The organism is Agrobacterium sp. 5Ca39 (genome assembly GCF_055382365.1).
This window is the reverse complement of the sequence record NZ_AP026437.1, coordinates 1,469,931-1,493,387: the sequence shown is the minus strand read 5'-3', so window position 1 is coordinate 1,493,387 and position 23,457 is coordinate 1,469,931. Positions and strand designations below refer to the sequence as shown.

General features: G+C 60.1%; 23 protein-coding genes. 13 read left to right on the top strand and 10 right to left on the bottom strand.

Going from position 1 to position 23,457, the window contains the following annotated elements:
• Positions 1-20 precede the first annotated feature (20 nt).
• The 7 genes from ACZ47E_RS20585 (at position 21) to ACZ47E_RS20555 (ending at position 8,190) form a co-directional block, all read left to right on the top strand.
• On the top strand, positions 21-1,334 hold the full coding sequence (locus ACZ47E_RS20585; protein WP_034496827.1) for an ABC transporter substrate-binding protein: 1,314 nt from the start codon (positions 21-23) through the stop codon (positions 1,332-1,334).
• A gap of 166 nt (positions 1,335-1,500) precedes the next feature.
• On the top strand, positions 1,501-2,373 hold the full coding sequence (locus ACZ47E_RS20580; RefSeq protein ID WP_034496826.1) for a carbohydrate ABC transporter permease: 873 nt from the start codon (positions 1,501-1,503) through the stop codon (positions 2,371-2,373).
• A 12-nt stretch (positions 2,374-2,385) separates the two neighbouring features.
• Entirely contained in the window at positions 2,386-3,210 is an 825-nt protein-coding gene (locus tag ACZ47E_RS20575) for a carbohydrate ABC transporter permease (protein ID WP_004445255.1), read from the top strand.
• 12 nt (positions 3,211-3,222) lie between these two features.
• Positions 3,223-4,221 carry an ABC transporter ATP-binding protein gene (locus ACZ47E_RS20570; protein WP_072493057.1) on the top strand — a complete coding sequence of 333 codons (999 nt, stop codon included), beginning with the start codon at positions 3,223-3,225 and terminating at the stop codon, positions 4,219-4,221.
• A 119-nt stretch (positions 4,222-4,340) separates the two neighbouring features.
• Complete coding sequence (locus ACZ47E_RS20565; RefSeq protein WP_278067597.1) at positions 4,341-5,825, top strand: mannitol dehydrogenase family protein; 1,485 nt, start codon at positions 4,341-4,343, stop codon at positions 5,823-5,825.
• A gap of 7 nt (positions 5,826-5,832) precedes the next feature.
• Entirely contained in the window at positions 5,833-6,552 is a 720-nt protein-coding gene (locus ACZ47E_RS20560) for an HAD family hydrolase (RefSeq protein WP_112636892.1), read from the top strand.
• A gap of 60 nt (positions 6,553-6,612) precedes the next feature.
• Positions 6,613-8,190 (top strand): FGGY-family carbohydrate kinase, encoded by a 1,578-nt coding sequence (locus ACZ47E_RS20555; protein WP_006698329.1) that lies wholly within the window; start codon positions 6,613-6,615, stop codon positions 8,188-8,190.
• A 103-nt stretch (positions 8,191-8,293) separates the two neighbouring features.
• On the opposite strand, the gene ACZ47E_RS20550 is transcribed toward ACZ47E_RS20555, so the two are convergent.
• A complete protein-coding gene (locus ACZ47E_RS20550) occupies positions 8,294-9,127 on the bottom strand; it encodes a MurR/RpiR family transcriptional regulator (protein ID WP_278067596.1) in 834 nt (277 codons plus the stop codon).
• Between the two features lie 295 nt (positions 9,128-9,422).
• Between ACZ47E_RS20550 and ACZ47E_RS20545 the strand changes: the two genes are divergently transcribed.
• Positions 9,423-10,160, top strand: coding sequence for a sulfate transporter family protein (locus ACZ47E_RS20545; RefSeq protein WP_278067595.1), 738 nt, complete (start codon positions 9,423-9,425; stop codon positions 10,158-10,160).
• Here ACZ47E_RS20545 and nth read toward each other — a convergent pair.
• On the bottom strand, positions 10,122-10,904 hold the full coding sequence (gene nth / locus ACZ47E_RS20540) for an endonuclease III (protein ID WP_006698327.1): 783 nt from the start codon (positions 10,902-10,904) through the stop codon (positions 10,122-10,124). The two genes, ACZ47E_RS20545 and nth, sit on opposite strands and share 39 nt — an antisense overlap.
• Before the next feature lie 37 nt (positions 10,905-10,941).
• On the opposite strand from nth, the gene ACZ47E_RS20535 reads away from it, so the two are divergent.
• Together ACZ47E_RS20535 and ACZ47E_RS20530 are read left to right on the top strand one after the other, a co-directional pair.
• A complete protein-coding gene (locus ACZ47E_RS20535) occupies positions 10,942-11,421 on the top strand; it encodes a DUF2244 domain-containing protein (protein WP_004445240.1) in 480 nt (159 codons plus the stop codon).
• Positions 11,422-11,638: 217 nt separating this feature from the next.
• Complete coding sequence (locus tag ACZ47E_RS20530; RefSeq protein ID WP_142182727.1) at positions 11,639-12,511, top strand: methylated-DNA--[protein]-cysteine S-methyltransferase; 873 nt, start codon at positions 11,639-11,641, stop codon at positions 12,509-12,511.
• A 69-nt stretch (positions 12,512-12,580) separates the two neighbouring features.
• Here the strand turns inward: ACZ47E_RS20530 and ACZ47E_RS20525 are convergent, their stop codons facing one another.
• Positions 12,581-13,555, bottom strand: a complete 975-nt coding sequence (locus ACZ47E_RS20525; protein WP_034497564.1) for a sugar-binding transcriptional regulator — start codon at positions 13,553-13,555, stop codon at positions 12,581-12,583.
• Between the two features lie 205 nt (positions 13,556-13,760).
• On the opposite strand from ACZ47E_RS20525, the gene tal reads away from it, so the two are divergent.
• Positions 13,761-14,726: a transaldolase gene (tal, locus tag ACZ47E_RS20520; protein WP_034496814.1), complete on the top strand. Its 966-nt coding sequence runs from the start codon at positions 13,761-13,763 to the stop codon at positions 14,724-14,726.
• Positions 14,727-14,829: 103 nt separating this feature from the next.
• On the opposite strand, the gene ACZ47E_RS20515 is transcribed toward tal, so the two are convergent.
• Positions 14,830-15,597, bottom strand: coding sequence for an IclR family transcriptional regulator (locus tag ACZ47E_RS20515; RefSeq protein WP_034496812.1), 768 nt, complete (start codon positions 15,595-15,597; stop codon positions 14,830-14,832).
• 205 nt (positions 15,598-15,802) lie between these two features.
• On the opposite strand from ACZ47E_RS20515, the gene ACZ47E_RS20510 reads away from it, so the two are divergent.
• On the top strand, positions 15,803-16,534 hold the full coding sequence (locus ACZ47E_RS20510) for an SDR family oxidoreductase (protein ID WP_004445231.1): 732 nt from the start codon (positions 15,803-15,805) through the stop codon (positions 16,532-16,534).
• Positions 16,535-16,590: 56 nt separating this feature from the next.
• Here the strand turns inward: ACZ47E_RS20510 and ACZ47E_RS20505 are convergent, their stop codons facing one another.
• The 5 genes from ACZ47E_RS20505 to ACZ47E_RS20485 all read right to left on the bottom strand — a co-directional run bounded on the left by ACZ47E_RS20505 (position 16,591) and on the right by ACZ47E_RS20485 (position 20,360).
• Positions 16,591-16,764, bottom strand: a complete 174-nt coding sequence (locus ACZ47E_RS20505) for a DUF1328 domain-containing protein (RefSeq protein WP_003499086.1) — start codon at positions 16,762-16,764, stop codon at positions 16,591-16,593.
• Positions 16,765-16,872: 108 nt separating this feature from the next.
• Positions 16,873-17,727: a metal ABC transporter permease gene (locus tag ACZ47E_RS20500; protein ID WP_107327605.1), complete on the bottom strand. Its 855-nt coding sequence runs from the start codon at positions 17,725-17,727 to the stop codon at positions 16,873-16,875.
• Positions 17,724-18,584, bottom strand: a complete 861-nt coding sequence (locus tag ACZ47E_RS20495; RefSeq protein ID WP_034496805.1) for a metal ABC transporter permease — start codon at positions 18,582-18,584, stop codon at positions 17,724-17,726. The genes ACZ47E_RS20500 and ACZ47E_RS20495 overlap by 4 nt, the downstream gene beginning before the upstream one ends.
• On the bottom strand, positions 18,577-19,473 hold the full coding sequence (locus tag ACZ47E_RS20490) for a manganese/iron ABC transporter ATP-binding protein (RefSeq protein WP_035207124.1): 897 nt from the start codon (positions 19,471-19,473) through the stop codon (positions 18,577-18,579). The genes ACZ47E_RS20495 and ACZ47E_RS20490 overlap by 8 nt, the downstream gene beginning before the upstream one ends.
• Positions 19,470-20,360, bottom strand: coding sequence for a metal ABC transporter substrate-binding protein (locus tag ACZ47E_RS20485; protein ID WP_427832847.1), 891 nt, complete (start codon positions 20,358-20,360; stop codon positions 19,470-19,472). The genes ACZ47E_RS20490 and ACZ47E_RS20485 overlap by 4 nt, the downstream gene beginning before the upstream one ends.
• A 314-nt stretch (positions 20,361-20,674) precedes the next feature.
• Between ACZ47E_RS20485 and ACZ47E_RS20480 the strand changes: the two genes are divergently transcribed.
• Entirely contained in the window at positions 20,675-21,580 is a 906-nt protein-coding gene (locus tag ACZ47E_RS20480) for a hypothetical protein (protein ID WP_034496798.1), read from the top strand.
• 254 nt (positions 21,581-21,834) lie between these two features.
• Here the strand turns inward: ACZ47E_RS20480 and lysS are convergent, their stop codons facing one another.
• Positions 21,835-23,334, bottom strand: a complete 1,500-nt coding sequence (lysS, locus tag ACZ47E_RS20475; protein ID WP_004445220.1) for a lysine--tRNA ligase — start codon at positions 23,332-23,334, stop codon at positions 21,835-21,837.
• Between the last annotated feature and the right edge of the window lie 123 nt (positions 23,335-23,457).

The window sequence follows — 23,457 nt, the reverse complement described above, 5'->3', positions numbered from 1 at the left end:
TTTTCTTCTGGGAGGAAGATATGACATTGAAGACCATTTTGCTGGGCGCATGCTCGGCACTCGCCTTTTCGACCCTTGCATCCGCCGAGACGCTGACCATTGCCACCGTGAACAACGGCGACATGATCCGCATGCAGGGTCTCACCTCGGACTTCACCGCCAAGAACCCGGATATCAAGGTCGAATGGGTAACGCTTGAAGAAAACGTCCTGCGCGAGCGCGTGACGACCGATATCGCCACCAATGGCGGTCAATATGACATCATGACCATCGGCAACTACGAAGTGCCGATCTGGGCCAAGCAGGGCTGGCTGCTGCCGCTCGAAAAGCTCGGCGACAAATATGACGTCGACGACATTCTGCCGGCGATCCGTGGCGGCCTTTCCGCTGACGGCAAGCTTTACGCAGCCCCCTTCTATGGCGAATCCGCCATGATCATGTATCGCAAGGACCTGTTTGAAAAAGCCGGCCTGAAGATGCCTGATAACCCCACATGGGAATTCATCGGCGATGCGGCTCGCAAGATCACCGACCGCAAGGCCGATATCAACGGCATCTGCCTGCGCGGCAAGGCCGGCTGGGGCGAGAACATGGCCTTCATCAGCGCGCTCACCAACTCCTTCGGTGGCCGCTGGTTCGATGAAAACTGGAAGCCGCAGTTCGATCAGCCGGAATGGAAGAGCTCGCTGCAGTTCTACGTTGATCTGATGAAGGATGCCGGCCCGTCCGGTGCCTCCTCCAACGGTTTCAATGAAAACCTGACGCTGTTCCAGCAGGGCAAATGCGGCATGTGGATTGACGCCACTGTGGCTGCCTCCTTCGTGTCAAATCCGAAGGATTCCACCGTTGCCGACAAGGTCGGTTACGCGCTCTTCCCGACCCATGGCGAGCTGAAGAACCATGGCAACTGGCTGTGGTCCTGGAACCTTGCTATCCCGAAGAGCTCGCAGAAGGCCGAAGCCGCTGAGAAGTTCATCTCCTGGGCAACCAGCAAGGACTACACCGCACTCGTCGCTTCCAAGGAAGGCTGGGCAAACGTGCCTCCGGGCACCCGCACCTCGCTTTACAAGAACGCCGACTATGAAAAGGCAGCCGCCTTCGCCAAGCCGACGCTTGCCGCCATGGATGCCGCCGACATCACCAAGCCGACTGTAAAGCCCGTGCCTTACACCGGCGGTCAGTTCGTGGCGATCCCTGAATTCCAGGCGCTCGGCACCACGGTTGGTCAGCTGTTCTCGGCGGTCGTTGCCGGTCAGTCCAGTGTCGATGACGCGCTTGCGAGCGCCCAGTCGACGGCGACGCGCGAAATGACCCGCGCCGGTTACATCAAGTAATCCTCCCGAAGATCGCTGTCCGGCGCCAATGCCGGGCAGCGAGACTGCGGGCTGAAGACCGCCATGCGGCTTCGATAGCTTTCAAATCAAAACAAGAATGAGCCGGTTCTTCCGGATATGCCGGGCGCATCTCTTGATGCCCGAGCCCAAGGGGAGGTGAGTGCAAATGGCAACACGAAACACAAGCGGTCTTGCGCGGGTGATGCTTGCGCCTTCGGTTCTGCTGCTTCTGGTCTGGATGATCGTGCCTCTGGCAATGACCCTGTGGTTCTCGTTCCAGAACTACAACCTCCTGAACCCGGCCAATGTCAGCTTCGCCGGCCTGTTCAATTATCAGTATTTCTACACCGACCCCGCCTTCTTCCAGTCGATCTGGAACACGCTGCTGATCGTCGGCGGGGTGCTTTTGATCACCGTGATCGGCGGCATTGCCATTGCTCTGTTGCTTGACAACGACATTTTCGGCCAGGGCATCGTGCGCATCATGATCATCTCGCCCTTCTTCGTCATGCCGCCGGTTGCCGCGCTGGTCTGGAAGAACATGATCATGCATCCCGGCTACGGCGTGCTTGCCGATCTCTCGCGCTTTTTCGGTTTCCAGCCGGTGGACTGGTTTGCACAGTTTCCGCTGCTGTCCATCATCATCATCGTCGCCTGGCAATGGTTGCCCTTTGCGACGCTGATCCTGCTCACCGCGCTGCAATCGCTCGATGGTGAGCAGAAGGAAGCTGCCGAGATGGATGGCGCCAACTTCGCCAACCGCTTCATCTATCTAACGCTGCCGCATCTTTCCCGCGCCATCACGGTCGTCATCCTTATCCAGACGATCTTCCTGCTCGGTGTCTACGCGGAAATCCTCGTCACCACCAATGGCGGCCCAGGCTACGCTTCCACCAACCTTGCCTTCCTGATCTATCGCACCGCGCTTCTGGGTTACGACGTGGGTGGCGCTTCGGCCGGCGGTATCATCGCCGTCATCCTCGCCAATATCGTCGCCATCTTCCTGATGCGCGCGGTCGGCAAGAACCTCGACCGGTAAAGGGGAAACATCATGGCCCGCAAGACAACCACTCGCGCAAAGATCGGCTTCTCCATCGCTGCATGGATCGTCGCGCTCCTGCTGTTCTTCCCGATCCTTTACGCCTTCCTCACTTCGATCAAGACCGAGCCGGAGGCGATCGCCGGCTTCAGCCTCATTCCCTCGGGCACGCTTGAGAATTACGTGACGGTCCAGACCCAGCGCGATTACTTCAAGCCCTTCATGAACTCGGTGGTGCTGTCACTAGGTTCTACGATCATCGCGCTGATCATCGCCATTCCCGCCGCCTGGGCCATGGCGTTCTCGCCGACCAAGCGCACCAAGGACATTTTGATGTGGATGCTTTCCACCAAGATGATGCCGGCCGTCGCGGTGCTGGTGCCGATCTATCTGATCTTCCGCAATGCCGGCCTGCTCGATACCCGCATTGGCCTCACCATCATGCTGACTTTCATCAACCTGCCGATCGTCATCTGGATGCTCTACACCTATTTCCGGGAAATTCCCGGCGAGATCCTGGAAGCGGCGCGCATGGATGGCGCATCGCTGTGGAACGAGATCGTGCATGTGCTGACACCGATGGCGGTGCCCGGCATTGCCTCGACGCTGCTCCTGAACGTCATCCTCGCCTGGAATGAATCCTTCTGGACCATCCGGCTGACCACCACCAATGCGGCGCCACTGACGGCCTTCATTGCCTCCTTCTCCTCGCCGCAGGGGCTGTTCTGGGCAAAACTTTCGGCCGCCTCGATGATGGCGATCGCCCCCATTCTCGTCATTGGCTGGTTCTCGCAGAAGCAACTCGTGCGCGGCCTGACCTTTGGCGCCGTGAAATAAGGAACGACAAACATGGGCAGCATTTCCCTTCAGAACGTGTCCAAGGTCTTCGGTGAGGCAAAGGTCATCCCGTCGATCGATCTCGATATCAACGATGGCGAATTCGTCGTCTTCGTCGGTCCCTCCGGTTGCGGCAAGTCCACGCTTCTGCGCCTGATCGCCGGGCTGGAGGATGTCTCTGGCGGCAAGATCGTCATCGACGGCAAGGATGTGACCGAGCGTGCGCCGGCCGAACGTGGCCTTGCCATGGTGTTCCAGTCCTATGCGCTTTATCCGCATATGAGTGTCAGGAACAACATCGCCTTCCCGTTGAAGATGGCCAAGCTCGACAAGGCGGTCATCGACAGGAAGGTGGAGGATGCGGCACGGGTGCTGAACCTCACCGATTATCTCGAACGCCGGCCCTCACAGCTCTCGGGCGGCCAGCGCCAGCGCGTGGCCATCGGCCGCGCCATCGTGCGCGAGCCTTCCGCCTTCCTGTTTGATGAGCCGCTCTCCAACCTCGATGCGGCGCTGCGCGGCACCATGCGGCTGGAAATTTCCGAGCTGCACAACACGCTGAAAACGACGATGATCTACGTTACCCACGACCAGGTGGAGGCCATGACCATGGCCGACAAGATCGTGGTGCTGAACCGTGGCAATATCGAGCAGGTCGGTTCGCCGATGGAGCTTTATCGCTCTCCCGCCAACCTCTTCGTCGCCGGCTTCATCGGCTCGCCGCGCATGAACCTCATCACCGGTGACTTCGCCCGCCAAAAGGGTGCCGCCACAGCCGGGGTTCGGCCGGAACATCTGGTGCTGTCGAAGGAAAGCGGTCTCTGGCAGGGCAAGGTCACCGTCGCCGAACATCTCGGCTCCGACACCTTTCTGCATATCGATGTCCCAGGCATCGGCCCGATTACCGCCCGCGCGGACGGCGAATTCGCCTGCAAGCACGGCGACACTGTCTTCATCACGCCCGACGATACCAAAATCCACAGGTTCGATGACAAGGGCAAGGCAATCTAGGCGGGGCTGGCCCTAAAGACGCAGCGGCTCGCCTTTCGGTGGCGGCCGTTTGCAGATAGTCCGAATGCCCGCGACAGGGCGATTGGCAAGACCACCGTTTTCCCTTCGAGGATCATGACATGACATGCAAACTTTCCCTCACAACGCTTGACGAAGCAAAAAAGACGGCGGCCGTTCCGTCCTACAGCCGGGACGATCTTTCTGCCGGCATCGTGCATTTCGGCGTTGGCAATTTCCACCGCGCCCATCAGGCGGTTTATCTCGACGACCTCTTCAACACCGGAGCGGACCATGACTTCGCGATCATTGGCGCGGGTGTCCTGCCGTCGGATACGGTGATGCGCGAAAAACTCGCCGCACAGGATTTCCTGACGACCGTTGTGGAGCAGGACAATAACCGCACCGGTGCGCGTGTCACCGGGCCGATGATCGATATTCTGCCGGTCGGAGACAGCGCGGCGATCATCGAAAAACTGGCCGATCCGCAGATCCGCATCGTTTCCATGACGATCACGGAAGGCGGTTATTTCATTGACGCCTCCGGCTCCTTCAATCCGCAGCATCCGGCGATTGCCGAAGACGGCAGAAATCCGGCTTCGCCGAAAACCGTGTTCGGGCTGATCGTCGCCGGGCTGAAGGCGCGGCGCGACAGAGGCGTGCAGCCTTTCACCGTCATGTCCTGCGACAACATTCCGCATAATGGCAAGGTCACGAAAAATGCCGTGGTCGGGCTGGCGGCCCTGTCCGATCCTGCCTTTGCCAACTGGATTGGCGAAAACGTTGCCTTCCCCAATTCGATGGTCGACCGCATCACGCCAGCCACCGGCGAGCGCGAACGCAAGATCGCCCAAGACGATTTTGGCATCGAAGACAATTGGCCGGTGTTCTGCGAAGAATTCAAGCAATGGGTGATGGAGGATAATTTCCCGGCGGGCCGCCCGGCGCTCGAGAAAGCGGGCGTGCAGTTCGTATCCGATGTTGCGCCCTATGAGCATATGAAAATCCGCATCCTCAATGGCGGCCATGCGGCAATCGCCTATCCTGCGGCGCTGCTCGACATCCACTTTGTCCACGAGGCGATGGAGCATCCGCTGATCCGGGCGTTTCTGGCCAAGCTCGAAAAGGAAGAGATCATCCCGGTCATTCCGCCGGTGCCGGATACGGACCTCAATGAGTATTTCGCGCTGATCGAGCGGCGCTTCCTCAATCCGAAGATTGGCGACACCATTCCGCGTCTGGCGCAGGACGGTTCCAACCGCCAGCCGAAATTCATCCTGCCTTCCACCGCCGACCGGCTGGAGCGCGGAGAGGATATCACCGGTCTTTCGCTGGTTTCGGCCTTGTGGTGCCGCTATTTTCAGGGCACCTCGGACAGCGGCAAGGAAATCGTCTTCAACGATGCCAGCGCCGAGCGCCTGCAGGCGGCGGCCATCAAGGCCAAGGACGATCCCATGGCCTTCCTCGCGCTTAACGATATTTTCGGAGCAGTTGCCGAATCGGAACTTTTCCGTAAACGCTTCGCCCACGCGCTGAAGACGCTGTGGCAAGAGGGTACAGCGAAGACCTTGCAGCTTTATCTGGATGACAAGCTGACCGAAAAGTGACGATGAGATGGAAGACGACACCGGCCCCCTTTTGATTTTCGACTGCGACGGCGTTCTCGTCGACAGCGAGCCGGTTTCCATCTCCGTCCTCCTCGACATGCTCTCCCATCTGGGTGTGACGATGGGGGAGGAGGAAGCCTATGAGCGCTTTCTCGGCCGAAGCGTCGCCAGCATGACAAGGACGTTGTTCGAGGATTACGGTGTCGAGACGGATATCGATTTTCTCGATCATATGCGGGCGACGCTGTTCGAGCGCTTCAAAAGCGAGTTGCAGCCGATCGACGGCATTGCGCAGACGCTCGACAGGCTTGTGCCATTCAGGCGCTGTGTTGCTTCCTCCAGTCAGCCGGAACGTATCCGTTATTCGCTGGGGCTGACCGGCCTGATCGACAAATTCGAACCGCATGTCTTCAGCGCCACCATGGTGAAGAACGGCAAGCCGGCGCCTGATCTCTTCCTGCACGCGGCGCGCCAGATGGGCGTCGATCCGCGTCACTGCATCGTGATCGAGGACAGCCCGGCCGGTATTGTCGCGGCAAAGGCCGCTGGCATGGGCGTTTTTGCTTTCACCGGTGGTTCGCATGCCCGTTTTCCCGCATTCCGTGAAAAGATCGCCGGGCTTGGCGCGGATGCCGTGTTTGACGCGATGCCGGATTTGGTCCAACTTGTCGGCAGCTATGTGGGGAAGGGCGGTTTGGGCGGCCAAGCGGAACGTGATGCAGGCTAAAACGGATTTCGCCTGCCGCCGCTGTCGCCGGGCCGTTGCGCAAGGGATGGAATTGCAGTCTTGAAGCGTCAAAATCTCGTCGCTGTCGATGTCGGCACCGCCAGCGCCCGGGCCGGCATTTTCGATGCGGCCGGCCGGCTGCTTGCCCGCGCCACCCATCCGATCCTGATGCAGAGGCCGCAGGAAAACCACGCCGAACATGATTCCACCGACATATGGAAGGCAGTCTGCATCGTGGTAAGGGCAGCGCTTGCCGAGGCGGGTGTTCCGCCGCAAAGCATTGCTGCAATCGGTTTCGACGCCACCTGCTCGCTCGTCATCCGCGATGGGCGGGGTGAGCCGGTTTCGGTATCCGTGACCGGGGAAGACCGGTTCGACACCATCGTCTGGCTCGATCACCGGGCGATATCGGAGGCCGACCGGCTGACGGCATCGGGACACCGGGTGCTGGATTTCGCCGGCAACAGCGTCTCGCCGGAAATGCAGATGCCGAAGCTGATGTGGCTGAAGCAGCATATGCCCGGGAGCTGGTCGCGCATGTCCTTCGCCTTCGATCTGGCGGATTTCCTGACGTGGAAAGCGACCGGTTCAGCAAAACGTTCTAATTGCACGCAGACGGCGAAGTGGAATTTTCTTGCGCAGGAAAATCCCGGCTGGCAGGCGGATTATCTCGAACTGGCGGGGCTTGCCGACTTGAGAGAGCGGGCGGGGCTCCCCGAAACCACCGTGATGCCGGGAGAAAGCATCGGTCCGCTTTCGCCCGAAGCTGCAGCCGAGCTTGGTCTCGACACCGGTTGTCAGGTCGCTGCGGGAATGATCGACGCCTATGCCGGCGCGCTGGGGGCGCTGGGCGGATGCCTGTCTGCCGATGTTGGCCGCCATGTTGCGCTGATCGCCGGGACTTCGAGCTGCCTTGTTGCGGTGTCGGAGCGGCAAATGCCCGGCCATAGCCTCTGGGGCCCCTATTGGCAGGCGATCCTGCCCGGGCACTGGCTGGTGGAGGGCGGGCAATCGGCCACAGGCGCGCTGCTCGATCATATGGTACGCATGCATGCGGCGGGCGGGGAGCCGGATACGGCGCTGCATGCCCGCATCGTTGCGCGGGTAACGGAATTGCGGGCGCTTGAGGGCGAGGCCTTTGCCGAGCGGCTGCATGTGCTGCCGGATTTTCACGGCAACCGCTCCCCGCTTGCCGATCCGCACGCCGTCGGCGTCATCAGCGGGCTGACATTGGATACGTCTTTCGACAGTCTCTGCCGTCTCTATTGGCGCACCGCCGTCGCGATTGCGCTCGGCGCGCGCCATGTGCTCGATGCGATGGAGCGTTTCGGTTATGCCGTGGAGAGCCTGCATGTCACTGGCGGACATGTGAAAAACCCGCTGCTGATGGAGCTTTATGCAGATGTGACCGGCAAGCGCATCGTGGTTCCCGCCACCGCCGATGCGGTGTTACTGGGCACGGCAATGACAGCGGCAACCGCCGGCGGGGTGCATGCAAGCCTCGCGGCTGCTGGCGCCGCCATGTACCCCGGCAACGCGGAAATATCAGGCGATCCGGCGCGGGGACCACGTTATGAGCGGGATTATCGCCGTTTTCTCGCCATGTACCGGCATCGTCAGGAGCTGGAAAGCCTTTGACTTATCAGCGTGGAATTTTTGCTGACGGATGCCGCGCGATTCTTCTCCGGCGGGAGAAGAAACAGGTGGTGGCCACTCGATCCTGCCGCCTGCCAAGCGCAGATCAGCCGCGTAGCGAGCGCTTCAGCTCGGCAAAGTTTTTCGCCCGCGCTTTTGTTGCGTCATCGGCCCCGGCGCTTAGCGCGCAGAGGGTGAATTCCAGCAGGGAAACCAGTTGCAGCAAGCCTTGGCCGCCATTTTGCGCCTGCGGCATGGCGAGACAGAGGTCGGCACTTTCCGGACCCCATTCGTAAAAGCGCGTGGTGATCAGCAATGTGCGATAGCCGCTCTTGCGCGCCATTGCAGCCAAGCGCTGCAGCGGTGACAGGCTGCCGCCGCAATCCATGATGACGAGCAGGGTCTTCGCGGCGTCGAAATCCCACAGGGCAACATAGGCGGCGCTGTCGCTGCCGAGATAATGGATGTGCCCCCGGCTTTCGAGAAGACGCGCGTAGAAATGCCGCCCGGCATCGAGACCTTCCGGCGAGGTTGCCAGAAAGACATCGCCCGCCGTGGCGATCTCGTTCATGGCAAGCCGCCAGATTGACTGGGACGTCATGTCGAAGGCGGTCTGGACGGCCTGGATCTGCTGCGAAAGAAGCTGTGAAAACGGGTTGGACTGGCGTTCGCCGCCTTCCGCCGTTGCGGGCTGGTCCGCGCCGGCGGTTTCTTCGGCATGGCGCAGATCGGCGCGGATATCGCTGAACTGCCGGTATCCCAGCGAGCGCAGGAAACGTCCGACCGTCATCGGGCTGAGGCCGAGCTTCGCAGCCAGCGTCTGCGCCGTCTCGAACGGTAATTCGTCGAGATGTTCGATCAGATATTTGGCGATCTTGCGCTCGGAAGGGGTGCCTGCCTTCATGGCGCGCGTAAGGTTCAACAGCAGCTTTTCCACCAACGCCTCATTCTTATCTTTATTGAACGATGATGCATGCGCGCGCGCAGACAAGCGTGCGAACCGCAATTTGACGGTGGGGGATAGCTTTTCCGGCCTTGCCCTCCACCGGACCGGAATGCGAATTATGATAGGTATATTATTATATTTTAGAGATACCTTTTATTCAAGAGAAATTCCATCTCCGGTTTAGATCGCGCTAATCTACCTTTTGGGTCCCCGTCTTGCGCAGGATGGGGTCATCGCCTATCTCCTCCTGAGAGAGTGCCCCAACCCGAGAAGCTTCAGGGAGTTCCGAATGATTTTTGATGCGGCGCGGCTCGCCTTCCAAAATCTCTTTGCCGCCGAAACCCGGTCGGTGTTCTGGAAGGTACTGGGGCTCACCCTTCTCGTGCTCGCGGCCCTGTGGTTCGCCATCCGCTCGATCTTCATCTATTTCGCCCTGCCATGGATAGATGCGCTGATTCCCGGCGTGCCGGACTGGGCGGGCTGGCTGAGCTTCGTTTTCGCCATTTTCGCCGGAATAGGGCTGGCTTTGGCACTGGCGCTGCTCATCTCGCCGGTCACTGCCGTCATCGCCGGCCTGTTTCTCGACGATGTTGCCGAAGTGGTTGAAAAAAAGAGCTATCCGGACGATCCGCCCGGCAAGGCGATGCCGATGGGCGAGGCCGTGCTCTCCTCCATCAAGTTTTTCGGCGTTGTCATTGCCGGCAACCTCGTTGCGCTTTTTCTGCTGCTTGTTCCCGGTATCAACCTCATCGCGTTTTTTCTGGTGAACGGTTACCTGCTCGGCCGGGAATTCTTCGAATTCGCGGCGATGCGTTTCCGCTCGCCCGCTGACGCCCGGCTGTTCCGGGTAAAACACCGCACCACCGTCTTCATGGCCGGGCTGGTCATTGCGGCCTTTCTGGCGGTTCCATTCCTCAACCTGCTGACGCCGCTTTTTGCGGCCTCCATGATGGTGCATCTGCACAAGGCTGTCAGCCGCCGCGACCCTTCATTCGCCGCCAGCCGAACCGAACAGCTGCGCGGGTAATTCCACCAGCGGCGCCGGAATATCGAAGGTCTTTTCCGGCGATTTGCAGATATCGGCGATCACGCAGCGCTCGCATTCCGGCTTGCGTGCCTTGCAGCAGTAACGCCCGTGCAGGATCAGCCAGTGATGGGCATGGAACAGATATTCTTCGGGAATGATGCGGATCAGCCGGTCTTCAACCTCGTCAGGGGTCTTGCCCGGCGCAAGACAGAGCCGGTTGGCGATGCGGAACACATGTGTGTCCACCGCAAGCGTGGGCACGCCGAAGGCCATCGACATCACCACATTGGCCGTCTTGCGGCCCACACCGGGAAGAGTCACCAGTTCGTCGCGGGTCTTCGGCACCTCGCCGCCGAAATTGTCGATCAGCATCTGCGACAGGGCAATGACGTTCTTCGCCTTGTTACGGTAAAGCCCGATGGTCTTGATGTAACCGATCAGTTCTTCCTCGCCGAGCGCCAGCATCTTTTCCGGCGTATCGGCCACCTTGAACAGCGCACGGGTGGCCCGGTTCACGCCCACATCGGTCGCCTGTGCGGACAGCGCCACAGCCACCAGCAGGGTAAAGGGATTGGTATGTTCCAGCTCGCCTTTCGGTTCCGGCCGCTGGATGGAAAAGCGGCGGAAGATTTCGCTGAGCTCCTCCCTGGAATAGGCCGTCTTCACCCGCGCCGGCCTGCGCGCGGCTGCCGGATTTGACTTTTTCAAGGTTTGGGTGCTGGATCGTTTCTTGGCGATTGTCATGGATTATCTATAGCCAGCCCGCCCAAAGGAAAGCAACGTGGATACGCTCAACGACCAGCCGATTTTCGCGGCGGAACTCGTTCCGCACCGTTCGCTTGGCCGCCGCGGTTTCCGGCTGCTTCTCATCCTGTCGGGATTTGCCTGCCTGATCTATGGCGGCTTTTTCTTCGCCACTGGAGCGTGGCCGATCGGCCTGTTTTTCGGACTGGATTTTCTGCTGCTTTATATCGCTTTCCGCGCCAATTACCGGGCGGCCAAGGCGCGGGAGGAGGTCAGCGTCTCGCGCACCAGCCTGTCGATCCGAAAATTCTCCCCTGCCGGACGAATGGTGGAGCATCGCTTCAATCCGTTCTGGGCGCGTTTCAGGGTGAGGCGGCATGACGAGATCGGCATCGTCTCGATGCATGTGACGGGCGAGGGCCGGGCGACCGACATCGGCTCGTTCCTCAATCCGGATGATCGGGAAAGCTTTGCCAAGGCGTTTGGCGGTGCGCTGGCGACGGTGCGGCGGATGTAAGAGGATAATCCAGCTCTCCCTCCGTCATTCCGGCCCTGAGCCGGAATCCAGCCGACGCGCGTCGGCGCAGCGGAAAAGACTCCCTTCCGCCCAAGGACTTGGGCTGGCTGGATACCGGCTCGAGGCCGGTATGACGGTAGAAATGGAGCAGGGCGCAAGAAACGGGTGGAGACGACCACGCTTTAATGGTTTTCTCTTAACTGTTAGGAGATTTGCGATGAACGCCAATATTGCGCTGAACGAAGACATCACCCCCATCGGATCCGATTACGACACGGTGCGCGGGGTCATCGAGCTTTTGACGCTGGATTATCGCGAGCAGCCCTCCCTCGAAGCCATTGCCGCAAGGCTCGGCCAGTCACCGACGCAATTGCAGAAGACTTTCACCCGCTGGGCCGGCCTTTCGCCCAAGGCATTCCTTCAGGCTGTAACGCTCGATCATGCCAAGCGGCTTTTGCGCGAGGAGGATCTGCCGCTGCTCGAAACCTCGATCGAGGTCGGCATGTCGGGGCCGGGACGACTGCACGACCTCTTCGTCACGCATGAAGCCATGTCGCCCGGCGAATGGAAGGCGAAAGGCGGCGGGCTGACGATCCGTTACGGGTTCCACGCCTCGCCCTTCGGTCTTGCGCTGGTCATGGTGACCGATCGTGGCCTTGCCGGCTGCGCTTTTGCCGATCCGGGTGAGGAGAGGGCCTGTTTTGAGGACATGGCCGGCCGCTGGCCGAATGCGGATTATGTCGAGGATCGCGGAGCGACCGCGCCTTATGCCGCCCGCATCTTCGATCCGTCCATGTGGTCGGCGGACAGGCCGCTGCGTGTTGTGCTGCTCGGTACGGATTTTCAGGTGCGGGTATGGGAAAGCCTCCTCAAAATCCCGATGGGCCGCGCGGTCACCTATTCGCACATCGCCTGTGATATCGGCCAGCCCACCGCCTCCCGTGCCGTGGGTGCCGCAGTGGGGGCAAACCCGGTGTCCTTCGTCGTTCCCTGCCATCGCGCTGTCGGCAAAAGCGGGGCTCTAACGGGTTACCATTGGGGCCTCACTCGCAAGCGGGCGATGCTGGGTTGGGAAACGGGAAAGGTGTGAGGCTAGTCTCCCTCATCCCTGTGCTTGTCACAGGAATGAGGGGTGTCTGAGTAGGCTGCCTGACAACGCCTAAACCAGCTCCATCAACGCCCGCGCCGCCGCCTCGTCCGTTATCAGCGTATTGCAGCCGATCCGCTTGATCGTGGCGCGGATGGCGATGGCGCGGTGGGCGCCGCCGGAGGCAAGCACGATGTGTTTGGCCTTGCGCAGCGTATCGAGATCGATCGCCATGGCGCGCTGGTTGATTGGATGATCGACCGAGCGGCCCTCGGCATCGATGAAGTTGAACATGGTGTCGCAGACGCAGCCGGCGTCAATGAGTTCGCGCAGCGTCTCCCTGGAGATGAAACCTTCCGACAAAGATGTGGAGTGCGGGCCGATATCGCCGCAGGAGACGATGGCAAGATCGAGCGTTTCGGCGAGATCGTACAGCGTTGCAAGCCCGCATTTTTCGATCAGCGCCCGTTTGGTCTCAACCGAATCCACCAGCAGCGGCGCGAGGAACATGTAACATTCCGCGCCGAGCGCGCTCGCCAGCCGCCAAGTGTAATCGAGCGGATTGGTCTGGTGCACGGCGACGATACCGCCGAGCAGCGAAACGACCTTGCAGTTCTCCCGGCGCGGCGGGCGGAAGCTGGAAAGCGAGGCGGTCATGGTGCGACCCCAGCCAACGCCGATGGTGGCGCCATTCGGCACCGCTTCGGAGAGGAATTGCCCGAGCGCCAGCCCGACAGCCTTGGCGGTGCCTTCGGCACTGGCTTTGTCTGGAGAGGGGATGATCACGGCCTCGTCCAGCCCATAAGCCGCCTCAAGCTGGCCAGCCAGCGAGACGAAATCTTCGATGCCCTCATTGATCCATATCTGCACTTCGGAGCGCTTCATCGCTTCGTCCAGCAGGCGGATGACGGTGGAGCGGCTGATACCCAGTTTTTCGGCGACGTCCTTCTGCGTCATGCCTTGATTATAATAGAGCCATGCCGCCCGCAGCCGCAGCGAAGCCGCTTCCGAATAGGCCGTATGGGTTTCTCTTCTCAGTTTTGCCACGGTTTCCGCCATTCATTATGTTCGCCGAGTATCGCAGGCATGAAACTTATGTCAATTGCGATGCGCAAATGTCTTGACTTTCGACCGTGCGGCTTGCGATAGTCGAAGCCGACGAAACCGCGATTTCGGCCTTGGGCGCACCCATGGTGCGGGAACGAAATGACGGCTGAGCAAGTTTTCAAGAGATCATGAAGGATCATTAGATATGACATCCAAACTCGAACAACTTCGCGCCATCACCACGGTCGTTGCCGACACCGGCGATATCGAGGCGGTTGCCCGCCTGAAGCCGGTGGATTGCACCACCAACCCGACCATCGTTCTGAAGGCGCTTGGCACGCCGGCATTTGCCGATGCGGTCAAGGAAGCCGTCGCCTGGGGCAAGAAGCAGGGCGGTCAGTCCGACGCCGTTGTTGCCGCCGTTGCCGATCGACTGGCCATCTCCGTGGGGGCAGCGCTTGCCGGCCTCGTGCCGGGCCGCGTATCGACCGAAGTCGATGCCGACCTTTCATTCGATACCGAAGCCTCCATCACGAAGGCCCGCCACATCATTGCCGCCTACAAGGAGCGCGGCATCGAGCGTGAACGCATCCTCATCAAGCTTGCTTCCACCTGGGAAGGCATCAAGGCTGCCGAAGTGCTGCAGTCCGAAGGCATCGACTGCAACCTGACGCTCCTTTTCTCGCAGGCTCAGGCGATTGCCTGCGCCGAAGCCAAGGTCTTCCTCATTTCGCCCTTCGTCGGCCGTATCCTTGACTGGTACAAGAAGTCGACCGGCGAAAACTACACCGCTGAGACCGATCCGGGCGTCGTTTCCGTGCGCAGCATCTACAACTACTACAAGGCCAATGGCATCAGCACCGTCGTCATGGGCGCGTCCTTCCGCAACGTCGGCGAAATCGAAGCGCTTGCCGGTTGCGACCGCCTGACGATCAGCCCGGCGCTGCTGGAAGAGCTGGACAAGGATACCGGCAAGCTGGAGCGCAAGCTTTCGGCAGAAAACGTCAAGGCCGAGCCGCTGCAGTCGCTGGACGAGAAGGCATTCCGCTGGGCGCTGAACGAAGACGCAATGGCCACCGAGAAGCTCTCGGAAGGTATCCGCCTCTTCGCCAAGGATCTGGTGACGCTGCGCGAAATGGTGCGCAAGGAACTGACGGCCGCCGCCGCCTGACGAAAAAAGGGGGAACCATCCACGTTCCCCCGACGTTTACGAGACATAAATCTCCAGTCAACTGAAACGCGATCGGGTCCCTGCCGGTCGCGTTTTTTTGTGCTCAGATAGTGCCCGTCACGATCTCGGAGATACGTTTTGCTGCCTCGCGGATCAACACCTCGCAGGCCTCGCGTGTGGGCGCCTTGCCGCCAAGAGGGGTAATATAGGGGCAGGTGATCACGGCCAGCGCGGTGCCATCGAGCGTCAGCACCGGAGCGGAAATATTGCGGACCCCGGCGGTCTGGAGGCTGTCCATCGATTCGAAGCCGTTCTTGCGCACCTCTGCCAGCCGATCGGCAAGACCCTGCGGTATGGTCTCGCCGCTGCCGCGCACCTGTTCGGTTATCATGATCTGGCGCTGCGCTTCTGTCTGGAAGGCCAGAAGCACGTGGCCCGAGCCGGTGTGGAACAGGCTCATCTGCGCGCCGACACGCATGGACATGGCCCAGTAGGTGGATGATTCCTGTTGGGCAATGACCACAACGCTGCCGCGATCATGGACCGCCAGATGGCAGGCCTGCTCCGCACTCGCCGAAAAATCGCGCATGACAGGGGCCGCGAAGGAAACCAGCCGGCGGATCGGCGCATGGAAATGCGCCAGCCCGAACATCTTCAGCGTCAAAGAGAATCGATCGCCGTCAAGCCGCTGCACATAACCCCGGCGTACCAGCCGGTCCAGCATGCGGTAAAGCTCGTTGGGGCTCTTTCCGATGGACTTGGCGATCTCGATCTGTGTCAGCCCGCCATCGGTGCGGGCCAGAAGTTCGAGAATGTCCAGGCCCTTGTCGAGGGCGGGAGCGCGATATCTTTCGCTGTCGTCGTCGGTCATCTGGCCTCGATGATGATGGTGTGTATGGTCGCCGGCGCCGGGCTGGGCCTGAAAATAGGCTTGCCCTATACCGACTGTCCACGCAAGTTTGCTTGACGCCATATGAATACCGCGTTTACATATGAATTGTCGATCCATATTTGAGATCACTGAAATTCAACGGCTCTGCCCCGGCAGGCGGGCGTGCCTTAGCGGGAGGCTATTCATGGTGCAGGATTTTAACGGCCGGACAGTGGTGATCACCGCGGCCGGTCAGGGTATCGGGCGGGCGGCGGCAGAGCGGTTCGTGTCGCTCGGGGCGCGCGTCATCGCCACCGATATCAATGAGCAGGCGCTTTCTACGCTCAAGGGGGCAGAGACGCGGGTTCTGAACGTGCTCGACGGCGATGGCGTAAAAGATTTTGCCGCCGATATCGGCCATGCGGATGTGCTGTTCAACTGCGCCGGTTTTGTTCATTCCGGCACCATCCTCGAGTGTGAGGAGAAGGACTGGGATTTCTCCTTCGACCTCAACGCAAAGGCCATGTACCGTACCTGCCGCGCTTTCCTGCCCGGCATGCTGGAGAAGGGCAAGGGCGCAATCGTCAACATGTCCTCGGTTGCTTCCAGCGTAAAGGGCGTGCCAAACCGGTTTGCCTACACCGCTTCCAAGGCCGCCGTTGTGGGCCTGACCAAGGCGATTGCGGCGGACTTCGTGACAAAGGGCATTCGTTGCAACGCCATCTGCCCCGGAACGGTGGATAGCCCTTCGCTGCACGATCGTCTGCGCGCCACCGGCAATTACGAACAGGCTCTTGCAGATTTCATCGCGCGCCAGCCTATGGGCCGCATCGCCACGCCGGAAGAGATCGCAGCGCTCGTCACCTACCTCGCGTCAGACGAAGCAGGTTTCACCACCGGCCAGATCCATGTCATTGATGGCGGCTGGACGGGCTGACGGATTTTAAGGGAGAGAGGAGGGCGACCGGCGTGACAACCGGTCGCCTTTTTCATTCAGACGACGGCGCTTCCGGCCATCAGTGCAAGCACGAGGAAGACCAGGAAGATCACCACGGCGATGAAGAACAGAATGCGGGCCACGCCGGCTGCGGCTGCCGAAATGCCGGTAAAGCCGAACACGCCTGCGATCAAAGAAATGACAAAGAAAATAAGAGCCCATTTAAGCATGGCGCTTCCCCTTTTGCGAAATTTTCCCGAGCCGCCGCCCCGCGACAGGCTCGATAAAATGACGCGCAAAAGGAGAAAATGTTCCACGCGCCCGTAAAAATCGTTCTTTTATATTGCCGTCTCACGGGCCGTGTCGGTACGGCGGGTTTTCCAGATGGTGCGGACGAATGTCGCGACGAAGGTGACGCTCATGAAGAGCACGATCGTGGGGGCGGGAGCGCTGTCGATCAGGAAACTCAGCCATATGCCCGCAAGCGACGAGGCGACCGCAACCGCAATGGCCACCAGCAGCATGGCGGAAAAACGCCGGGTCAGCAGGAAGGCGATTGCGCCCGGTGCGACGAGCATGGCGACGGAGAGAATGATGCCAACCGCCTTCAGCGCGCCGACTACGGTGAGCGACAGCACCATCAGCAGGCCATAATGCAGCACACGCACGGGCAGCCCGATGGCTCTTGCATGTTGCGCATCGAAGGCGTTGACCAGCAGATCCTTGCGCAGGATGCCGAGAAACAGAGTGGCGAAAAGCGCGATCACGCCCGTCTCCAGCATGTCCAAGGGCGCGATGCCGAGCATGTCGCCGAAGAGGATATGGTCGAGATGTACGTCGCTCTGCACCTTCACGTAAAGCACCAGTCCCAGCCCGAACATGCCGGAAAAGACGATGCCGAGCACCGTATCCTCCTTGATGCGGCTGTTTTCCTTGATGAAACCGGTGCCGAGGGCACATATCATGCCCGCGATGAAGGCCCCGATGGAAAGCGGGATGCCAACGATATAGGCCACCACCACGCCGGGCAGCACGGCATGGGAAACGGCGTCCCCCATCAGCGACCAGCCCTTCAGCACCAGAAAACAGGAGAGCATTGCCATGGGCACCGCGATCATCAGCGTGATCAGGAAGGCATATTGCATGAAAGGCAGTTGAAACGGCAGTATGGCCAGTTCGAGATATTCGCTCATGGCGTTTCCTCCAGCGCCCTGCGCGCCTTGGCGCGCGAGGCGAGCAGGCCGTGTTTGGGTGCAAAGACGAAGGCGGCAAGGAAGATCGCCGTCTGTAGCACCACGATGACGCCGCCGGTCGCGCCATCGAGAAAATAGCTGAGATAGGCGCCGATGAAGCTGGTGGCCGCGCCGATGATGAGGCTCATCAGGATCAGCCGCTCGAAACGGTCGGTCAGGAGATAGGCAGTAGCGCCCGGCGTCACCACCATGGCGACGACGAGGAAAGCGCCGACAGTCTGTAGGGCGGCAACCGTGGAGGCGGCCAGCAGGGTGAAGAAGATCACCTTCAGCACTTCCGGTTTCAGCCCCACGGTGCGGGCGTGGTTCTCATCGAAGAACACCACCATGAAGTCGCGCCATTTCAGCGAAAGCACAAGGAGGCTGATACCGCCGATCAAAGCCAGCTGGATGGTGTCTTCAGCAGTGATGGCGAGGATATTGCCGAGCACGATGGTCTGGATATTCACCGAGGTCGGCGAGAGCGATACCATGAACAGGCCAAGCCCGAAAAACGAGGTGAAGATCAGGCCGATAATCGCATCTTCCTTGAGCCGTGTCTTCTGATTCAGAAACAGCATGGACCCGGCCGCCAACCCGCCGGAGAGAAACGCGCCGAGCGAAAAGGGCAGGCCCAGCATATAGGCTCCGGCAACGCCGGGAACGATGGCGTGGGAAAGCGCATCGCCGATCAATGACCAGCCCTTCAGCATCAGATAGGCCGAGAGAAAGCCGCAGACACCGCCCACCAGTGCGCTGACCCAGATGGCGTTCAACATGTAACCATAGGTGAAAGGCTCAAGAAGGGTGTCAATCATCGGCTTTCTCTTTCGGAGCCTCAGAATCGCGCCTGTCCTGGCCATTTTTGCCGTAGATCACGAAGGGCCGCTCGTCATCGGTTATGACCTTCAGGCGGCGCGGATCGGCGTCGCTATGCAACTCTGCCCCGCCGAGAACGAAGTGGCGCAGGCTGCCGCCGAAAGCCCTTTGCAGGTTTTCCTCTGTAAAGGTGTCGCTTGTTTTGCCCGACGCCAGAACCGTACCCTTGACGAAGACGGCGCGGTCGCAGAATTCCGGAACGCTGCCAAGATTGTGGGTGGAGACCAGCATGACGCGGCCCTCGTCGCGCAGCGCCTTCAAAAGCGCGACGATCTGCTCCTCCGTCGTCACGTCGACACCGGTAAAAGGTTCGTCCAGCAGGATCACCTGCCCTTCCTGCGCCAGCGCGCGGGCCAGAAACACGCGCTTCTTCTGCCCGCCGGAGAGTTCGCCGATCTGCCTTTTGCGATAGTCGAGCATGTTGACGCGTTTCAGCGCCTCTTCCACCATCTGGTGATCGCGCTTCGAGGGGATGCGCAGGAAATTCATGTGGCCATAACGGCCCATCATCACCACGTCTTCCACCAGCACCGGAAAGCTCCAGTCCACCTCTTCCGCCTGCGGCACGTAAGCGACGAGGTTTTTCTTCAGCGCCTCCTTCACCGTCAGGTCGAAGATCGAGACGGAACCGGCGGCCAAAGGAACGAAACCCATGATCGCCTTGAAAATCGTGGACTTGCCGGCGCCGTTGACGCCGACAAGTGCCGTGATCGTTCCGCGGGGAATGGAGAAGCTGGCATCTCGTAATGCGGTGTGGCCGTTGCGATAGGTCACTGTCGCATTTTGAACCGTCAGGCCGCCGCCTGATTTTTTACTCCCCATTCTCATGAAGACAGTCCCTTGGCGATTGTTTCGCTCGTCACACGCAGCAGGTCCAGGTAAGTCGGGACGGGACCATCAGCCTCGCTCAGCGAATCCACATAGAGAATGCCGCCATAAGCCGCACCGGTTTCCTTGGCCACCTGCTGGGCGGGATCGGCGGAAACGGTGCTTTCGCTGAAGATGACGTGGATATTATGCTCGCGCACGGCGTCGATCACACCCCGAACCTGCTGCGGCGTGCCCTGACTATCGGCGTTGACCGGCCAGAGGAACAATTCCTTCAGGCCGAAATCGCGGGCGAGATAAGAAAAGGCGCCTTCACTCGTCACCAACCAACGCTTGTTTTCCGGAAGGGCCGAAAGTTCATTGCGGATCGGCTGCACCGTGGCCCTGATCCTGTCCGAATAGGCCTTGGCATTGGCGGCGTAGACATCGGCGTGGGCGGGGTCGATCTCGCTCAGGCCCTTGCGAATATTTTCGACGTAGATCAAGGCGTTATCGGGAGACATCCAGGCGTGCGGATTGGGCTTGCCCTGATAGGCGCCGCCGCTGATCGCCATCGGCTTCACACCATCGCTCACCGTCACATCAGGCACCCCGGAGAGATTTGTCAGGAACTTCTCGAACCACAATTCCAGATTGAGTCCGTTGCGCAGCACCAGATCGGCCTTGCGGGCCTTCAGAATGTCGCGGGGCGTCGGCTGGTAATTGTGGATTTCCGCGCCGGGCTTGGTGATGCTTTCCACCTCGGCCGCGTCACCCGCTACGTTGCGCGCCATATCGGCGATGATGGTAAAGGTGGTCACGACAACAGGTTTTTCCTGGGCAAAGCCGACGCCCGGAAGAAAAAGCGAGAAAGCGAAAATGGCGTGGCGGAATTTATGGACGTTCACGTGCTCACCAGATTTTGTTGCGACTAATTCGCAATACCATCTGTTATAAAATCACCTTTGTCAACGCTATTGCAAATCATTCGCAAATCTCAAGATTTCTGAAATGTCCGAAAATGATGCGCTTTTGCGGGTATCTTGCCTGCGGGATTAAACTTTTTTCAATGAGAAAGCGGCACTATCGGAAGGCTCGGACAGCGTGGTCCGAAGCTTATCCCGCGTGTGTTCCTCATCCTTCGAGCCACGTTTCCGGGGTGAGGGCGAGAGGCGGGGTACTTGATGTCAGGATGTTGCGGGTGAAAGCTGTATTCGGACGAATGCGGTTTTCGCGCAAGCTCGTTATGATTGGAGGCGGGATCCTGCTTTTGGCAGGCGCGACCGGTTCCGCTGCCGTGTTCATCGGCAGCGAGCGGCTGCTTGGCCCATCCTATGCCTCCACCAACGGGCTTTCCTGCGACGCAGTCCAGACAGTGAATATCCGCAAGAACGGCTCGCTATGGGTACGCAAGTTCATTCGCACCGAAGGCGGAGACGGCACGGAGCGGTTGAAAACCGCCCTGCGCGTCGCCAAAGCGGTTTACGACAAACAGAAGCCCGATCTGGTTCAGGTCTCCGTGCTTGACAGGAACGGTCCGCAGCTGCGTTCGGAAATGCGCGGCCGGGCCATTGCCGCACAGGTGGTCTTCATTCCGGATCCGGCGAAAATTCCCGAGGGCGCCGAGGCCCGCCGTTATTCAGCCTTCTATTATGACGGCGCAGCAAATGGCAGCGGCCAGTTTTACGGTCTGCGCATCGATCTGCCTCTTGAAGATACCGAAGCTATGGCTGCCAGCCTCAGCGACTTCGCCGATTGTGCGACGCCGGTTGCGGAGCCGGAAGCGGGCGGCCACGAGGGCAAGTCCGCCAAAGGTCACGGCGAAAGCAAGGGCGGGGCCAGCGGCGAACATGACGCTGCGCCAACGGAGCCCGGCCATGGCGAAACTGCTCCGGAAGCACATGATGAAACTCCGTCTCCCGAAGCGCATGGTGAGACCGTCACCGACGAGCTTCTGACCTCGACACCGGAAGCCGAGGGCAGCAGCATCTTCAGCCTGTCCTATCTGAAGTCACTGATCTTCGGAAAAGGCTCGACCACCGCGCAGGCGGCGGAGGAAAAACCGATGGACGGAGAGGCGGCGGTGGCAGAGGAAGCTGCTGGCGAAAAGGCCAAGGCGGGGCATTGAGAGGGATTCGGCTGTTGCCGATGCGTTCCTGTTTCATGCCGGCGGCAGGTTCCGCCGACGCTGCCTTGTCATGCTTGCGCGACGTCATCCTTGGGCTTGTCCCACGCCTCTAAGCACGTCAACAAAATCGCTACGTTAGCAAATCCTCGGGACAAGCCCGAGGATGAGGTTGAGTGAATATTCACCTTTCAGCGCCAACTTCAAGGGGATTGCAGCTTGCCCGGAAATTCGAACCGGGCAGCGCTCCTGGTGCCTCAATCCGCCTTGTTGCGGCGGGCCGGGAAGAGAATGACGTCGCGGATCGACGGGGCGTTGGTCAAAAGCATGATCAGGCGGTCGACGCCGATGCCGAGGCCGCCGGCGGGTGGCATGCCCTGGTCGATGGCGTCGAGGAACTCGTCGTCCAGCTGCTTGTCCTTTTCGCCACGCGCATGCGCCTGTTCCAGCTGCTCCACCATGCGGCGGCGCTGTTCTTCCGGATCGTTGAGTTCCGAGAAGGCGTTGCCAACTTCCCAGGCGTTGCAATAGCTTTCGAAACGCTCGACGAGGCGCGGTTCACCCGGCACTTCCTTGGCGAAGGGCGAGATGTCTTTCGGAAAGTGCGTGACGTGGCTCGGCTGGATCAGCGTGCCTTCCACCTTCTCTTCGAAGATGAAGGCAAGGCATTCGCCCCAGGTCCAGTCCTTCTCGACAGCAAAACCGGCGGCCTTGGCGGCAGCTCGGGCTTCTTCGTCGGTCTTGATGGCGAGGAAGTCGATACCGGTTGCTTCCTTCACCGCATCAGGCATCGGCACGCGCTTGAACGGACCCTTGAACGAGATCGTCTGGCCCTGGAATTCCACCTCTGTGGTGCCGTGGAGCGAGATCGCCAGCGTCTCGAACAGCCGCTCAACGAGACCCATGATGTCCTCGTAGTCGGCATAGGCCCAGTAGCACTCCATCATGGTGAATTCAGGATTGTGCCGTGTGGAGACGCCTTCGTTGCGGAAGTTGCGGTTGATTTCAAAAACCTTGTCGGACAGGCCCGAAACCAGCGTGCGCTTCAGGAACAGTTCCGGCGCGATGCGCAGATACATGTCCATCTTCAGCGTGTTGTGGAAGGTCTTGAACGGGTCGGCCGTTGCACCGCCATAGACGGTCTGCAGCATCGGCGTTTCGACTTCGAGGAAGCCTTCGGCTTCCATGAAGCGGCGGATGCCGGAGAGAATCTTCGAGCGCTGCAGGAATCGCAGCTTGGATTCCTCGTTGGAGAGAATGTCGAGGTGGCGCTTGCGGTAACGCAGCTCGATGTCGGAGACGCCGTGCCATTTCTCGGGCATTGGCAGCAGCGACTTCGTCAGCATGGTGATTTCTTCGGCGTTGATCGTCAGCTCACCGCGCTTGGTGCGGCGCACCTTGCCAGTCACGCCGATGATGTCGCCGATATCGATCATCGGCAGCAGGTTGCGCGCCGCTTCCGGCGTCGTATCCTTGTGCGAGAAGATCTGCACCTTGCCCGAGGCGTCATGAATATCCATGAACATGCCGGAATTGCGCGAGGAATAAACGCGCCCCGCCACCGTCACCGTATCACCGGTCTCGACGTCGGCTTCGATATCGGCATATTTTTCCGCCAGCTCGGCATTGCTCATCGTGCGGTGGAAATGCGCCGGATAAACGTCGCCGATCTGCTCGCGCAGCAGCGCAAGTTTCTGGCGGCGCACTTCTGTCGCGTCGGAGGAGAGGGCGGTGGTTTCGGTCTTGGTGTCGGTCATCGTGTTCGCCTTTAGCGGGCTTGTTCGTTGCGGTTACCCTTGGCGCTCTGGGTTACCCCCCTCTGTCCTGCCGGACATCTCCCCCTCAAGGGGGGAGATCAGATGCCGCGCCCGCCCGTTCCA